Source organism: Adhaeribacter sp., from assembly GCF_057359045.1.
The window spans coordinates 59,843-74,571 of sequence record NZ_JBMQUD010000078.1 but is presented as its reverse complement, the minus strand read 5'-3'; the positions used below and the strand labels follow the sequence as shown (position 1 = coordinate 74,571).

Below are 14,729 nucleotides of genomic sequence, written 5' to 3'. Positions count from 1 at the left end.
AGCAGGGTGTTACGTATTAGCTTATTTTTTATCTTATTGTACCAGAATAATAAATCCTGCTCAGGAGGCTTGGGGCAGTTGTATCGCTAAATCAGAAATACCGCTTTTACCTAACCTAGAGGTATATTCTTCGGCCTGGGCACGGCTCCCTAACTGGTTGGCCAATACCCGCTGCACCCAATAGCTATTTAATTCCTCTTCTCTAAAGGCTAAGTGCTGACGGAAGTTTAAGTTTTTCCGGGCATCGGTGCTATAGAAAGAATCTTTTAACAAGGTATATACCAACGGCTGGATATTGAGGGTATTTTTATTTGGTTCAAACTGCACAACCTGGGGAGCTGGCTCTGGCGTGGGTGCCGTTGCTGGTTTTAGTTCTGCTTCAGGTGTTTTGGTAGGTTTAGCGGCTTTCGCCAGGGTTCTTGCTTTGGATTTCTTTACCCGGGAAGAAGCATAAGCCGGAATTATTTCTACAGTTACCGGTGCCGAGCCATCTTCGTATAAATCTATTTTGCGGGCGGCTGCTTCAGATAAATCAATAATGCGGCGTTTATTGCCAAATGGTCCCCGGTCGTTTATCCGGACGATTACTGATTTTTTTGATTCTTGATTGGTAACTTTAACTTTAGTGCCAAACGGAAGAGAAGGATGAGCCGCGGTCATGCGATGTTTGTTGTAAACTTCGCCGCTGGTAGTTGGCTTGCCATGGAAATGCGTGCCGTACCAAGTTGCTAATCCTTTTTGAATTTTGCCCTTCTTTTTGGCAAAAGTGGTGTTAGTTAGGCAAAGCGATAAGATAAAAATAAAGCTGAATACATAGTGTAATTTCGTAATACGCATGTGTTCATCTATTGGTGAGGTTGCAAAATTACGAACCATTTTGAGAAAAACTAATTTTAAGGCCCTAGGGCGATGTGGGTGACCGGTGTAGTAGGGGAGACGACAAAAAGAAAATAATGATTTTAAGGGCTTCTAATTAGATCGAAAATCTTTTCATACAGCTCTTATAAGCAGTTTTTTCTAGATATTGAAAAAATATGTATATAGGATAAATTTAATATTACTCAAATCTTTAGCAAATAAAAAATACGTGTTTATACGTATGTTATTTAAGTATATGTATCGGGTGATCTGGCACGCTGTAATTATTTATGAATAAAGTACTAGATAATGGTTTAAAAATGGCATTTAAATAGGTAAATAATGGATTTTGGCAAAGTAGATAATATAACTACCGTTAACTTCAAGTTACCACCCGATCATCCGGATACAGCCCGTGTTTTAACAACCGCAGAGCGGTTAACATACTTGCAGCCGCAGGTATACGTAGGTTGTCCTACCTGGAACAATAAGCCTTGGGTGGGCAGTTATTACCCGGCTGGCGTAGCGGCATCTGAACAACTGTACTGGTACAGTCGTCAGGTTAATACCATTGAGTTAAACACTACCCATTACCGCATACCCGATGCTGCTACCATAAAACGCTGGCACGAAACCGTGTCGCCCAATTTTACCTTTTGCCCCAAACTGCCGCAACTCATCAGCCATGAATTGCAATTAGAAAACAGCCAGGATGTAACCCAAGCTTTTGTAAATAGCTTGCAAGGCCTCGAAGAACATTTGGGTTGTGCTTTTCTGCAACTGTCGCCAACTTTTGGTACCCGCAGTTTATTTGTTTTAGAGCAGTACTTAAGTGCCTGGCCGGCTGCTATTCCGTTGGCGTTGGAGTTACGGGAAAAAAACTGGTTTAACCAGGAGGCAGGCTTTCAGGAGGTATGTGCCGTTTTAGAGGCGCTGGGATTGGCTACAGTTCTTTCGGATGTGGCCGGCCGCCGGGACGTGTTGCACATGCGCCTGACGAGCCCTACGGCTTTTATCCGGTTTATGGGGTATGGCTTAATTCCATCGGACTATATCCGTATTGATGAATGGGTTGCCCGCTTAAAAATATGGTTTGAGTTGGGCTTACAAAAGCTATACTTTTTTATTCATCAGGAAAATATCGCTCAAGCGCCGGTATTAATTAGTTACTTTCTAGACCAACTGGCACTACAATGTGGAATAAAGCTGGAGAAGCCCAAGCCTATTCCGCAGCCGGTGCAAGGGAGTTTGTTTTGATACTAGTTTTAGTAAGCTCGAAAGTAAAGGATATCGACATTTATCAATTTTTATTTTATGAATATTTTCATTTTATTTTGCATTTATAAAATAAAAATATATATTTATTAACTCTTGATTTTACTCCTTTGTAGAGCTTAAAGTATTAAGTATTATTTTAAGCTATCTGTATTTTGATTGTTTAACTAAATATTTGATTCATGAGATAGTATTTATAGAAATTTCTGATGGGAGATTTTCACTTTATAGTAAGGCACGCACTTACTGGCATTGTTCTTATCTTTTTTATTTATATCGGTCTTTATATTTTTCACGATTTGTTGGCCATCAAAGTGTTTGAATGGATAATGGATGTAAAGCCCGAACAGGAAAATCATTTAAAGGATGTATCTTCTTTGATTGCTCTAGTGGTAACGGCATCCGTTATAGGTATAACAATTCAGGGAATTTATACTGCCTATCTGCACCTGCGCAAAAAAGCTTTTACCGATAAAGCACGCGAGCAAGTAGCAGAAAGGGTAAAAAAATCAATAATCGAGAATTACAATGGGGCAAATCAATCTCAGAAAGAAGAAGATTTAAAGTGCATTAATAAAATGCCCGCCGATGCCATATTTGTTTGGCTATATCATACAGATGCTCCTCCGCATCTGATTGAGTGGGCACGTCGTAGACGAAGTTACCACTATATGGGTTGGAATTGGGCTATTGCTACTGTTTTAGGTTTGTTGATAGGTGGTTTGAGTCCTCTTATTTTAGCTAGTAATTATATACCTGAAATAAGTTTATCACTGATAAATATTTGTTTAGGGGTGCTTACATTAGGCTGGCTAATAGGAACAATTAAACTAGCTGAAATAATGAAGCGAGATGTAGATTCTATGGAATTAATCTGGAGTTGTGCCTGTCTTTATCCGAAAGTTAAAAAAGGTGTAAAAAAAGCAAAGGTAAACTCCGAATTACCTTTTGCTTTATAAATTAATTTAAGTGAATCGGTGCTAAACTTGGTTACTTATATTATTATAGGTATAAAAATTATAGGTATAAAATATAAAGAGGAGAAATGCCTTTGTACAGCAGTTCTCCTCTTTATAACTTTAGCTCGGTTGTAATTATAACTTAAAGCGGTCTTCGGGAATAGTTTTGTTTACTTCTATACTTTGTACCTCGGTAAGTACTCCTTGCTGGCCGGCGTATAACAACATCCGATGCGGAAATTTAACACCATTTACTTCGCGGTAATCACCGAAGTCGGTGGTTTGGGTAGCGTTGCCAAGGGTAGTTTCTTCAATCTCCATTTCGCGAAGTTTTAAACCGGTTTCCGAATCGATATAGTAAATGGTGCGTTTGCCGTTGGGCATGGTTAATTCTACCCGGTAAGTAGCCCGTCCATTCAGGCGCTCCATGCCAATCAGGTTCTTTTTAACCCCCATTTTATCCAGCGTCAGGACATTGGTAAAACCTAACTTAAGTTTTTGTTCTTTTACTTCGTCGGGGTTTAGGGCGCGTGTTTGACCGTTGCCTTGCGATTTTCCTTTAGTGCCGTTTATTACGGTGCGTTGCACTTCGTTGCTGCCGTATTGCAACGACTGGTAAATTTTATCGTTCCCCTTTTGCAATTGGGTCATGGTTAAAGTAGCAGCCGGAGAGTTAATGTTGCTGGTGATTTTTACATCTTTAATTTTTTCCAGGTTAGCCCGGCCACCCAGGGCCTGAATGTAGCTGTCTAATACTTTCTCGGCGGTCATTCCGGCGGGTACTTCCAGCGAAGCGCGCTCTACCTTATTGCCGTTTACATCATAATATTCCAGTTGGCCGTCGGCGTCGAAGCGAGCCAGGCGGCGCTCAATATAATCGGCGTTGCCTACGGCTAAAATATAAGCGTTAGTAGGGGTAATATATTTCTGCGCCGCCTGGTGCACGGCTTCGGGCGATACAGCAGCTACATTTTTAAGATAATTGGCGTAATAATCTTTCGGTAAATTATACCGGGCTGTGTTAATTGAGAACAAAGCAACCGTTTCGGGGTTTTCCAAAGAACGGGCAAAACTGCCCGATACCATGCTTTTGGCCCGTTGCAGCTCAGTTGCTTCGGGCTGGCCGGCCCGCATACGATAAAGTTCTAGCACCATCTGGGCTACGGCGCTGTCGGTTACTACATTCCGGACACTGGTAGACGCGGTAAACTGCCCTATATATTTATCGGGGTTTAACTGCGAGTAAGCACCATAGGTGTAAGCCCGCTTTTCGCGCAGGTTATTCATCAGGCGGGAGTAGGGGCCACCCAATATATTATTCATTACGCTGGCGGCAATGGCATCTTCGTTGCCTGGTTTTAAATCGGCCTGGTTCGAGAAAGATAATACGGTTTGTACCGCACCGGGCCGGTCGACAATGGCTACACGGGTACCGGTAATAGGGGCGGGTGCCGGTACGGTAAACTCAGGTACGTTGCCTTTTTTCCAGGGGCCGAAATATTTCTTAACCAGCTTCTTTATTTCTTTGGTGTTTACATCGCCCACAATGGCTAAGTAACCGGCATTAGGTTTAAAGTAGTTGTTATAATAATTCTGAACATCGGTCAGGGTTACATTACCGATTGATTTTTCGGTAAGCGGTTCGCCGTACGGATGATTGCGGCCAAAAAGCAAAGTGCTCCGGACCATCCGTTCTACCTGGTTGGGGTTGGCTTTGGCCGAGGCTAAACCCGACAGCGATTGGGTTTTTAGTTTATCGAGTTCTTCCTGCTTAAACTTCGGGTTTATTAATATGTCGGCGGTTAAGTTAAATAACTGGGGCAGGTGCTTTTTCAGGGCCGAGGCACTTAAGCCGTTGCTAAACGTACTTAAATCAGCCCCAATAAAATCAATTTCTTCGTCGAGTTGCTCTTTGGAACGGGTTTTGGTGCCGGTGCGCAGCAAAGAGCCGGCTAAGTCTACGTAGCCGTTTTTATCGCCTTGTACCAGCGGGTCGTTGTCTAATATTAACGAAATGGATACGGTAGGTACTTTGTGATTTTCTACTACGTAAACTTTAAGTCCGTTTTTTAAAGTAAAGGTTTCGGCCTGGCCTACGGTTACAGTGGGCGCCGGGCCCGGTGGCGGTGGCGTTTGCTTTGTTTGGGCAAATACCGCCGGCAAACCCAGGCTGGCGGCAAGTAAAGTAATATATAATTTCTTCATGATTAGGCTAAGAGATAAACGTTACTTAACGCGGGGCAAATAATGCAGTACCACCCGGTTTTCTTTTGTTAAATATTGGTTGGCCACCCGGGTAATATCGTCTTTTTTTACGTTCAGGTATTTTTGTAATTCGGTATTAATTAAGTTGGTGTCTTTGTAAAACAAGTGGTAATGGGCTAATTGCTCGGCCACGCCCAGGTTGGTGGTATATTTCTGAATCAAGGCGTTTTCTACCTGGTTGCGCAATTTCTGGAACTCACGGTCGCTCAACGGCTCTTTTTTTACCTGTTCAATTTCGGCATCCAGCGCATTTTCAACAGACTCCACTTCTTTGCCTAAATTAGCTACCGCAAACGCCAGGAATAAACCTGGGTCTTCCAGTTCCATTGGGAAAGAACCCACGTAAGCCGCCGCCTGTTGCTGGTCTACTAAGGCTTTGTTCAGGCGGGCGCTCTCGCCGCCGGTAAGCAAAGTTGTGAGCATAGAAATGGCGTAATAATCCGGCGAGGTAATGGGCGGAATATGGTAGGCCTGTACTACGGCCGGTAACTGCACATCATCAAATACAATCTCGCGTTTTTCGGCGGTTTGCTGCGGTTCCGTTTGCGTAGGGCGGTTTATGGCCCGGGTGCCCCGGCTAATAGAGGCAAAGTACCGTTGAATTAATTCGCGGGCCTGGTTCAGATCTATATCGCCTGAAATGCTTAAAACGGCATTGTTAGGCACATAATAGGTCCGGTAAAAATCTACAAATTCTTCTACGGTAGCTTTATCTATGTACTGGTCGGAGCCAATGGGTACCCAGCGGTACGGATGCTGCGTAAAGGCATTGGCAAACGCTTTTTCCAGAATAGAGCCGTAAGGCTGGTTATCTATACGCTGCTTTTTTTCTTCTTTAACCACGCCGCGCTGAATATCTACCGAAGCCTTGTCTATTTTATTGCTCCGCATGCGCTCGGCTTCGAGCCAAAGCCCCAGGGCCAATTGGTTAGAGGGCAATACTTCGTAATAAAAAGTACGGTCTTGGGTGGTGTTGGCATTGTGTTCGCCGCCGGCTTGCTGCACCAGATTGGCGTACTGCCCAGGAGAGATATTTTCGGAGCCGGCAAACATTAAATGTTCAAAGAAATGGGCAAAGCCGGTGCGGTCGGGTTGCTCGTTTTTAGAGCCTACGTGGTACATCACCGAAACAGCTACAATGGGGGTCGATTTGTCCTGGTGCAGAATTACATGCAAGCCATTGTCTAAATCGTACTCGGTAAACGTAATTTTATTGGTTTGCGCCTGGCTAAACAACCCGCCGCTTATCAATAAAAGCGTTATTAAAAACTTTTTCATAAAAGGTAAAAAGATGATCTTAAAAATCAGGAATTAAAGCAAATATAGGAGATAATAAGGGAATTTATGTCGTTCTGTTTACAACGAATAGGATAAATTATAAGTATTTCTTGCCGGGCTACCGGTTTAAAGAATAATATTATAAAATATTTATATTTAAAAAGATGCTTACGGCTTTTAAGTAAAGCGTTGGGGTAGTTAAAGAATATTTTACGCCGGTTTTTATACCCTTTTGTATTAATTTAACTAACTTCACTCGTTGCAGTTAAGTGGGTAAGCCGGGTTTAAGCCAAAGTAAAGGTAACTTACCGGTTAAGGAAAGGGGCAGCCCTTGGGTAGTGGGACGCACGTAAAAAGTTTAATTGAAATAATGGCAGACGAAAAAATACAAAACAATCGCCGACAGTTTTTAATTAAAACCGGGCTGGGCTTAGCCGGTTTAGCCTTAGGGAATAATATTTTAGTAAAAGGTAATACGTTACCGCCCCGGGGCAACTCCCGCCAAACTGCTGATCCGGGCTTTAGTTTAAAAGAAAAGCACCCCGATTTGGTGGTTTTAAGCGATAAACCCTGGAACATAGAAACCCCGGCGCACCTGCTCGACGATGCCGTTACGCCCGCTGATAAGCTTTTTGTCCGGAATAATGGCCTGATACCCGGAAACCTGGACCCGAAAACCTGGACCCTGACCATAGCCGGCGAATCGGTAGAGAAAGAAACGGTTTTTACCCTCGATGATCTAAAAAATAAATTTAAACACTATACCTACCAACTGGTGCACGAGTGCGCCGGCAACGGCCGCAAGGAATATAGTCCGCCGGGCCACGGCAACCAGTGGACCACCGGTGGGGTAGGTTGCTGCGAGTGGACCGGGGTGCGCCTGCGCGATGTTTTAAATGCCGCCGGTATAAAAAATGATGCCGTGTATATTGGTTACTATGGCCACGATACCCACCTCAGCGGCAAAAACGAAGTGCCTATTTCGCGCGGTGTACCCATGCGCAAAGCCCTGGAAGACGAAGCCCTGATTGCCTGGGCCATGAACGGAAAAGATATTCCGGTAGTGCACGGCTATCCTTTACGGTTAATATTTGGCGGTTGGCCAGCCTCTACCAGCGGTAAATGGCTCCGCCGCATTGCAATCCGGAACAAAGTGCACGACGGGGCCAAAATGAACGGTGCCGATTACCGCTTACCCCTGAACCCGATAGCGCCGGGCGCGAAAATTACGGCCACCAACGAAAACATGCGCATTATTGAAGCCATGCCGGTAAAATCGCTGATAACTTACCCCAAAACCGGTGCCCAAATAACCGAAGGTACCACTTTGGCATTGCGGGGTCACGCTTGGGTCGGTGACCGTAAAATAAAAGCCATGCACGTATCTTTTGATTTTGGCGCTACCTGGCATAAATGCAGCCTAAAAGCGGCGCGTAACCGTAATTGCTGGCAGCAATGGACCGCCCAGTTAAAATTACCCCAAAAAGGCTATTACGAGATTTGGGCCCGCGCCACCGACAGCGAAAACGTAATGCAACCCATGCTGGTACCCGCCTGGAACCCTGGTGGCTATTTAAACAATGCCTGTCACCGGATTGCCGTGCAGGTGGTGTGATTTTATGTTGGAGGTATATGATAATTGTGAAGTTGCAAAGGGGGGATTGTATCAGATGCGTAGTTATTCTTGTTATCTGCTAGTTAGGGGAAAGTAAAAAATAAAAGATACAGCACAATTGCCATCAAGAAAAAGTTTATGAAAAATTATATACACTTGATTATCGCTATTTGCTTTATCGTTTCCTGTAAGCCAAATTATTTGGAAAAAGACAATCAAGCAGATGTAGAAGAGATGATTACGGACTTCTATATCAAATATGGAATAAAAGAATACACCCCGACATACTTTTCTGGACCTATTGGTAAGCAAACCATTTCAGACGTAAATTATAATACAACTGCTATTAAATATAGCGTAGGGCATAAGTTCAGGGGATATTTTTCTGATGATAACACTGGTGAAGATTTTATGATGCTTGGAAGGGACGTTTGGTATGTAACGATTACCAAAGATGGAATTTCCCTTTCTTCTCAAAACTATTCTAAAGAGAAAGTCTTAGAAGTCTTGGGTAAATAGTTTTTTAAATATTCTGGTTTGCCTCACTACTCTATTAAAAAATACCTACCCCTAACAAGGTGTAAACGTCAGCACCGGCCGACGGCCTCCGCCGCCGTTTACACTAGACGTTATAGCTGATTTATGGAATTATATAAAACATTAATAAGCTCCCCAAAATTCTCTAAAGTTATAACCTTTGAGAAAGAATATTCAGAGAGGATTGGTGTATATAAACACGAATCATATGTTGACTATGTAATTACAATTAAACCAGCAAATTCTGATAAACTTGAAATAACCTTTGAAGAAGATGAACAAACTGGAGTTGTCATCGAGCCAATAGCCAAAGGAATAGAAAGAGCCTTTTCCGAACTAAATTCGGATGGCATTGCTCTCAAAGGTGTAGAAATTTCGATAAATAATGGACACTATTGGGAATCAGATTATCACCCAGGAAAATACAGTAATTTTACTGCCAAGAGATTTAAAGAAATCGTATTTGAAAAGGGTATAAAAAAAATTACAAAACCGGTAGACTTTAGAGAAACAGATAGAGAGACATCGTTTGAAAAAATCCCAACAGGTATAAGTAAATACAATTTATTTAATTATAGCATTTTTAAAGATTTTCATCTACCAAATACATTAGATCATAAATTATCAATACCCCAAAATTTAATTTTAAAAAAGGAAATATCATCAAAAGACTTTAGGTTTAAAATTCAATTTTCAATTGTTCCAAATGATTTTACCTATAAACATTTGAATATTGTTAGGATTTACGCCCCTGAAAGAATAACTACAATAAATGCCATGTTCATTTTATTTGATGGTATAGAGAATCTTATCGAGGATATTTATAAGAACAATTACAACTTAGGTGGAATGCTTATTTATGTTCATGATTCAAATATTGAATATTCAGGTAGGCAAATTGATTTAACTATGGACTTTTATTGGTTCTTGAAAGGCTTAATTCTTAGAAGCAACTCTATTGAATCAATATGAAATGTTTATTTTAAAAGAAAAATTGGCTATAACCATACCTAAAGCACAATAAAGCGTGCCTTAGCCTTGTACGTTGAGTAGAATTAAAAATGAAAGTAATAAACCTTTGCTTTAGTATTATATTATTTTCCCTATATCACTCATGCAGCATTAAAGATATCAATTATAAAGTTTCCAAAGCTATTTCTAAAAAGCATAATTATAATAACCTTATCTCTGACAAGAATTTTAAATTATCAAGAAAGGCATTAATCAACTCTGGAAAACTAAGCTTTGTAAATTTGAGTAGTGACACGCTTTATATATTAGAAATGGTGGACGGGGAGTCTAATGTGCTACTAGCAAAAGCTTTTAATACTGATAAATCAGTAGAATATAAATTCCATAATAAAGCAATTTCTTTTGACGATCACCAATACTTTTCGGGTAAAATCGAAACTTTAGTTGAAAAAGGGAATACACTAGAAATTATGAAGCAAGAAAGTTTATCTGAAACTATTCATCCTAAAACAATAGTTTACGCTAGTCGAATTATATTTAAGAATAAAGATCTTAATATTTTAACATATTCATTTAAATACTTTTAAGTATATAAATAACAATCTTTTAATGGAACATTGTAATAAAAATAATTCTACTTAAAAAGGCATGAGCATCATGCTGTAACTGACGGACTTGCACGTCTAACAACAACATATATTTAGAATTTATCCGCGTTTAAATAAAGATTATCTGCTAACAAAGCTAAAACGCTTTTTAGTGGGGTTATATTAATACATGAACATTCAGAGAAACTCCTTTCCTAAATTCTTAAAATTTATTCCGGGGCTAGCGGCTGTTTTGCTGTTGTTTTTAAGTGTCGGTGCGAGCCTCCCGGAGCAAAAGCCTAACCAACTTAAAAATACTTTGGTGCTTAAAACAGCCGTAGTTGCCGATAGCCTGGATAAGCAAACCGGGTTAATTATTGCGCCGGGTTATACGTTGGTAAAACAAAACTGCATCCGGTGCCATTCGCCTAAACTTATTACCGACAAGCGGGCTACCCGCGATGGATGGCTAGCTACCATCCGGTGGATGCAGCAAAACCAGGGTTTATGGGATTTAGGCAAAGCCGAGCCGGAAATACTGGATTATTTAGCCACGCATTATGCCCCTACTAACGAGGGGCGGCGTCCTCAGTTAAAAAATATAGAATGGTATAAACTGCAGTAAGCAAAACCTTACCGCTTACTTACGCTAAAGAAATTTCTCTAAATAAATGCAAGGCAAATGCAGCTGGTAAAGATTGGTGCGGGTGAAAAGCAGAAAGGCGTATATTGGCCCCGCAAAAAAGAAGCTGCTTTTAAATGAAAAATAATTATTGGCTCCCGTTCTTATTCTTATTTATTCTGATTGCTTGCCAGCACAAAACGACCAACCCACCTACTATGGAAACCCAGGAAGAAAATATGGCGCTTGTAAAGAAATTTTTCACCTATTTTAATCAGCACGATTGGGCGAAGATGGCCGGTTTGTACACCAATCCGGCTGAATTTAAAGATCCGTCGTTTGGCCAGGAGGTGGTAAAGCAAACCCAAGCGCAAATAGCAGCTAAATACAAAGAAATGGCCGACCTTTTCCCGGATCTGCAAGACGAAGTGGTACAAATTTACCCGTCCGGCGATAAGCACGTAATTGTGGAGTTTGTATCGTCGGGTACTGCCCCGGATGGCACTAAATGGACGTTACCTATTTGCACCATATTTACCATTGAGAACGGCGTAATCACGAAAGATTTTACTTACTACGATAATCCTCCGGAAGAATAAATAATTTCTTTATAAGTAGGAATTTCGCAAAAGCCGCCCTGGCTGTGTGTTTTCACCAGCTAATTTTCTGAATAATTCCGGCAACGCCTAAAATGAAATAATTATTTAGCATCCGTTGGGCGAAAGTCCTGTACAAGATAAAAAAAGGCTCCCACAATAATAACAGAGCCCTTTTTATATAAAGTTTATGGGCACTAATTACCGCCGGCGCGGTTAAGCTCTTCTAAATTGGTGTTGCGTTTTTTAGCTTCAAACTGTTTGCCTTTGTTAAACCGGTAGCGCAGGTTTACCCGCACACTTTGTTGCGCAAAATATTGGTTAAACTCATTTACGTTGCCGTTTACGTTGGCCGCGCCAATTACCCGACGGGTCCGGAAAATATCCGTTACATTCAGGCTACCTTCCAGTTTCTCTTTCATAAATGTTCGTTTTAAGCCGGCATCTAAGCCCCAGTTGCCCGAAATACGGTATAAGCCATACGCCAGTGGTCCCTGGTAAACGCCGTTTAACTCCAGCCGGAAATTCTTAGGCAACTGAATATTGTTGGTAGATTGGGCATAGAAAAACAATTGCTGGTTCCGGATAGATTTGTCTTTTAATTTAATGGTATAATCCTGTTGCGAAAGGGTCAGGTTATTGTTCATGTCCCATTTAGAATTTATTTTAATGGGTGCTACCAAAGAGGCGCTTTGCTCTACAAACTTTTCTACGTTTCGTTGCTGAAAAATAGTGGTGTTGGTGGCATTATCCTGCTCCGGAATTTCTGTAATAATATCTTTGCCCCGGGCGTAACCTACGGTTAAAATATAAGAATTCTTGAGGGTTTGGGTAAGCTGGAACGAGTTGGTGTACTGGGGCCGCAAGTACGGGTTGCCCTGCGCCGAGGTATATTTATCCAGAAAGAAAATAAACGGATTCAGGGCATCGTACCGGGGCCGGTTTATGCGACGGCTGTAGTTATAGGTTACCTGGTAATCTTTGCTTACTTTCTGCGATACAAAAAGGCTCGGGAAGAAATCGAGGTAGTTACGGGTGTTGGTAGAATCTTTGGTAACCGAATAACCTTCGGCATCGGTTTGCTCGGCGCGCAAGCCGCCCTGCACTTTAAATTTATCGCCTAAACTGGTGCTAAAATTGGCGTAGCCGGCAAAAATATTCTCGGTATAAATAAAATGGCTGCTCCGCCGGGTATCGGGTATGTTAATATTATCGCGGTGCAGAAAAAACTTTAGATTATTATCTGATACTACGTGGCTGGCCTTGGCGCCCAGTTCTATTTTGGTATTTTTATTAAGCGGTTTGGTAAAATCTATTTTGGCCGAATAAATATTAAATTCAGGGGTGTTGTCGCTGCTGAGTAGGTCTAGTTGGCCCCGGCCGCTTTCGCTTACTAATTTGCTGTAGTTAATAAATCTGGAATCGCGCTGGTCGTTTAATACCACGTAATCTAAATCGGCGGTAAGAGTGGTGCCTAGCGAATCTAGCTTACCGGCATAATGGGCGTTTAGCGTGGTATTAACAAATTGGCCTTTAATTAAGTTAGTAGCCGTTATAAGCGAATCCTGGGCCGGTGTGCCGTTGCGTAAAAAAGAAGTAGTGCTAAAATCGTTATCGGCCCTAAAGTGCATTATGTTGGCCATAATGCCCACGCTGTGTTTGGCATTAATATCAAAGTCGGTACCCAGGCGCAACGAAGGTATAAACCGGGTGCCTTCTTCGCGGCCGGCCTGGTCAAACACTACGTTTTCGGTTTCGCTGTTAAACTCGCGGTACATAGTATTGGTGCGTAAATTTACCCGGCGCGATACATCTACATTGGCAAAAGAATTCCATTTACCCTTTTTGTAATTAATATTGCCGCCCCCCGAAAAACCGGTTAATCCGTTATGCTGAAAGCCACCAAAGACACTGCCGTTAAACCCGGCCAAATCATTTTTCTTCAGGTTAATGTTAATAATCCCGGCGGTACCCTCGGCATCGTATTTGGCCGATGGATTGGCTATTAGTTCCAGGTCTTTCAGGTTGTCGGCCGACATGCTTTGTAAAAAGGTTTGCAGTTCTTTACCCGACAAATAAGTAAGCTTGCCATCAATCATAATGCGTACGCCCGCCTTGCCGTTTAGCTGAATATTGCCGTCCTGGTCTACGAAAACCCCCGGCGAACGGGTTAACACATCGTAAGCGGTATTACCGGCAGCTAAGGCGGTACCCTCAACACTTACCACCATTTTATCGGCGTGGTTGGTAATGGTGGGGCGTAAAGATTGCACTTTAACTTCTTTTAAAACTTTAGTATCGGTGCGCAGGGTTAAGGTGCCAAAATTTTTCGTGAAGGCTTCGTCGGTAACGGTAAAGGGCGGAGTGTCGGTGCGGGCATAGCCAACTAAGCTTATCCGCAGTAAATATTTGCCGGCTACGGGTGTTTTAATCCCAAAATTTCCCCCGGCATCGGTTATGGCGCCGGTAACAGCTACCGAATCGGGTAGTCGCAAAACGGCAACATTGGCAAATGCAACGGCCACTCCTTGTTCGTCTTTAAGCGTACCCTGTAGTAAACTGTTTACTTGCGCCTGCGTGGGCAGCATCTGGGTCAGAAAGATTATAAAGATAAGAATGCGGTACCAGTTATTCATGTTTGGGTATTCTTTGGGGGTTGTTGTATCGTGTCAGAAATTAGTAAACTAGCATTGTGCCAGAATGATAAAGAATTGTAAATTAGATGATTATGTAAAAATCAACTGTTTTTATGTTCGGAAACAATACACTTTTTGTACGCTACCGCACATCTGCTAAATGCCGGCTGTTTGCTTAAATTTGCACCAGATTGGTTGGCTGCTATTATTACCAGCTAACAGGCAACCGGTATTATTTTTTTGTTACCACAATGCCATTGAGCAACTCCAGCACCAACACTCGTCTTTTGCCGAATAGTTACAGCTTGGTTCACTAATAATTACTGCGGGTTAAGCATTATTTAAAGTTTTATCGGCTAACCTTACGTTTTAAGGGCGGGGTGTAGTGCAAATATCCTGTGTCCAGGCGCCATGTTCAAGCCATATCGGCTGAATAGCAGAATTTAGGGGGCGAACGGTAGAATTATGGTTTTGAAATAACCGGCGCTAATATTTGGACAAGAGCTAAACAGGTATTAGGCGGCAGTAA

General features: G+C 42.0%; 12 protein-coding genes. 8 read left to right on the top strand and 4 right to left on the bottom strand.

Translation table 11 applies throughout. From position 1 onward, the window contains the following. Positions 1–60 precede the first annotated feature (60 nt). Positions 61–876 (bottom strand): septal ring lytic transglycosylase RlpA family protein, encoded by an 816-nt coding sequence (locus ACO1R6_RS12525; protein ID WP_486265201.1) that lies wholly within the window; start codon positions 874–876, stop codon positions 61–63. A 324-nt stretch (positions 877–1,200) separates the two neighbouring features. On the opposite strand from ACO1R6_RS12525, the gene ACO1R6_RS12520 reads away from it, so the two are divergent. Then, entirely contained in the window at positions 1,201–2,115 is a 915-nt protein-coding gene (locus ACO1R6_RS12520; RefSeq protein ID WP_486265200.1) for a DUF72 domain-containing protein, read from the top strand. 227 nt (positions 2,116–2,342) lie between these two features. Then, positions 2,343–3,092, top strand: a complete 750-nt coding sequence (locus ACO1R6_RS12515; RefSeq protein ID WP_486265199.1) for a hypothetical protein — start codon at positions 2,343–2,345, stop codon at positions 3,090–3,092. 135 nt (positions 3,093–3,227) lie between these two features. On the opposite strand, the gene ACO1R6_RS12510 is transcribed toward ACO1R6_RS12515, so the two are convergent. Next, a complete protein-coding gene (locus tag ACO1R6_RS12510; RefSeq protein ID WP_486265198.1) occupies positions 3,228–5,297 on the bottom strand; it encodes an insulinase family protein in 2,070 nt (689 codons plus the stop codon). Positions 5,298–5,318: 21 nt separating this feature from the next. Next, positions 5,319–6,635: a M16 family metallopeptidase gene (locus tag ACO1R6_RS12505; RefSeq protein WP_486265197.1), complete on the bottom strand. Its 1,317-nt coding sequence runs from the start codon at positions 6,633–6,635 to the stop codon at positions 5,319–5,321. Between the two features lie 370 nt (positions 6,636–7,005). On the opposite strand from ACO1R6_RS12505, the gene ACO1R6_RS12500 reads away from it, so the two are divergent. The 6 genes from ACO1R6_RS12500 (at position 7,006) to ACO1R6_RS12475 (ending at position 11,567) form a co-directional block, all read left to right on the top strand. After that, complete coding sequence (locus tag ACO1R6_RS12500) at positions 7,006–8,250, top strand: sulfite oxidase (protein ID WP_486265196.1); 1,245 nt, start codon at positions 7,006–7,008, stop codon at positions 8,248–8,250. Positions 8,251–8,388: 138 nt separating this feature from the next. Beyond that, entirely contained in the window at positions 8,389–8,769 is a 381-nt protein-coding gene (locus ACO1R6_RS12495) for a hypothetical protein (protein WP_486265195.1), read from the top strand. A gap of 123 nt (positions 8,770–8,892) precedes the next feature. After that, positions 8,893–9,759 carry a hypothetical protein gene (locus ACO1R6_RS12490; RefSeq protein ID WP_486265194.1) on the top strand — a complete coding sequence of 289 codons (867 nt, stop codon included), beginning with the start codon at positions 8,893–8,895 and terminating at the stop codon, positions 9,757–9,759. Between the two features lie 89 nt (positions 9,760–9,848). Next, complete coding sequence (locus tag ACO1R6_RS12485) at positions 9,849–10,346, top strand: hypothetical protein (protein ID WP_486265193.1); 498 nt, start codon at positions 9,849–9,851, stop codon at positions 10,344–10,346. Between the two features lie 190 nt (positions 10,347–10,536). Further along, positions 10,537–10,971: a hypothetical protein gene (locus ACO1R6_RS12480; protein WP_486265192.1), complete on the top strand. Its 435-nt coding sequence runs from the start codon at positions 10,537–10,539 to the stop codon at positions 10,969–10,971. Positions 10,972–11,105: 134 nt separating this feature from the next. After that, positions 11,106–11,567, top strand: coding sequence for a nuclear transport factor 2 family protein (locus ACO1R6_RS12475; protein WP_486265191.1), 462 nt, complete (start codon positions 11,106–11,108; stop codon positions 11,565–11,567). Between the two features lie 194 nt (positions 11,568–11,761). Here ACO1R6_RS12475 and ACO1R6_RS12470 read toward each other — a convergent pair whose 3' ends face one another. After that, positions 11,762–14,200: a TonB-dependent receptor domain-containing protein gene (locus ACO1R6_RS12470; protein WP_486265190.1), complete on the bottom strand. Its 2,439-nt coding sequence runs from the start codon at positions 14,198–14,200 to the stop codon at positions 11,762–11,764. Positions 14,201–14,729 lie beyond the last annotated feature (529 nt).

Bases quoted from the DNA above. Each gene is read 5' to 3' on its own strand.
- ACO1R6_RS12525 (WP_486265201.1), bottom strand. From the start codon at position 876: ATGGTTCGTAATTTTGCAACCTCACCAATAGATGAACACATGCGTATT.
- ACO1R6_RS12505 (WP_486265197.1), bottom strand. From the start codon at position 6,635: ATGAAAAAGTTTTTAATAACGCTTTTATTGATAAGCGGCGGGTTGTTT.
- ACO1R6_RS12485 (WP_486265193.1), top strand. From the start codon at position 9,849: ATGAAAGTAATAAACCTTTGCTTTAGTATTATATTATTTTCCCTATAT.
- ACO1R6_RS12480 (WP_486265192.1), top strand. From the start codon at position 10,537: ATGAACATTCAGAGAAACTCCTTTCCTAAATTCTTAAAATTTATTCCG.
- ACO1R6_RS12475 (WP_486265191.1), top strand. From the start codon at position 11,106: ATGAAAAATAATTATTGGCTCCCGTTCTTATTCTTATTTATTCTGATT.
- ACO1R6_RS12515 (WP_486265199.1), top strand. From the start codon at position 2,343: ATGGGAGATTTTCACTTTATAGTAAGGCACGCACTTACTGGCATTGTT.
- ACO1R6_RS12470 (WP_486265190.1), bottom strand. From the start codon at position 14,200: ATGAATAACTGGTACCGCATTCTTATCTTTATAATCTTTCTGACCCAG.
- ACO1R6_RS12520 (WP_486265200.1), top strand. From the start codon at position 1,201: ATGGATTTTGGCAAAGTAGATAATATAACTACCGTTAACTTCAAGTTA.
- ACO1R6_RS12510 (WP_486265198.1), bottom strand. From the start codon at position 5,297: ATGAAGAAATTATATATTACTTTACTTGCCGCCAGCCTGGGTTTGCCG.
- ACO1R6_RS12490 (WP_486265194.1), top strand. From the start codon at position 8,893: ATGGAATTATATAAAACATTAATAAGCTCCCCAAAATTCTCTAAAGTT.
- ACO1R6_RS12495 (WP_486265195.1), top strand. From the start codon at position 8,389: ATGAAAAATTATATACACTTGATTATCGCTATTTGCTTTATCGTTTCC.
- ACO1R6_RS12500 (WP_486265196.1), top strand. From the start codon at position 7,006: ATGGCAGACGAAAAAATACAAAACAATCGCCGACAGTTTTTAATTAAA.